The 255-nt window shown below is 54.5% G+C and carries 1 rRNA gene; it reads right to left on the bottom strand.

Annotation, left to right across the window (positions count from 1 at the left end):
* Nucleotides 1-255: ribosomal RNA gene (locus JW499_RS22155) — 16S ribosomal RNA — on the bottom strand; the annotation flags it as partial.

Here is a 255-nt window from a genome sequence, read left to right as displayed (position 1 = left end):
CCTACGCGCGCTTTACGCCCAGTAATTCCGATTAACGCTCGGACCCTCCGTATTACCGCGGCTGCTGGCACGGAGTTAGCCGGTCCTTCTTCTGCAGTTAACGTCACAGCTACAGAGTATTAATCTGTAACCTTTCCTCACTGCTGAAAGTGCTTTACAACCCTAAGGCCTTCTTCACACACGCGGCATGGCTGCATCAGGCTTTCGCCCATTGTGCAATATTCCCCACTGCTGCCTCCCGTAGGAGTCTGGGCC

The organism is Amphritea pacifica, assembly GCF_016924145.1.
Lineage (GTDB): Bacteria > Pseudomonadota > Gammaproteobacteria > Pseudomonadales > Balneatricaceae > Amphritea > Amphritea pacifica.
The sequence above is the reverse complement of the archived record's forward strand: the minus strand, read 5'-3'. Positions and strand labels throughout refer to the sequence as shown.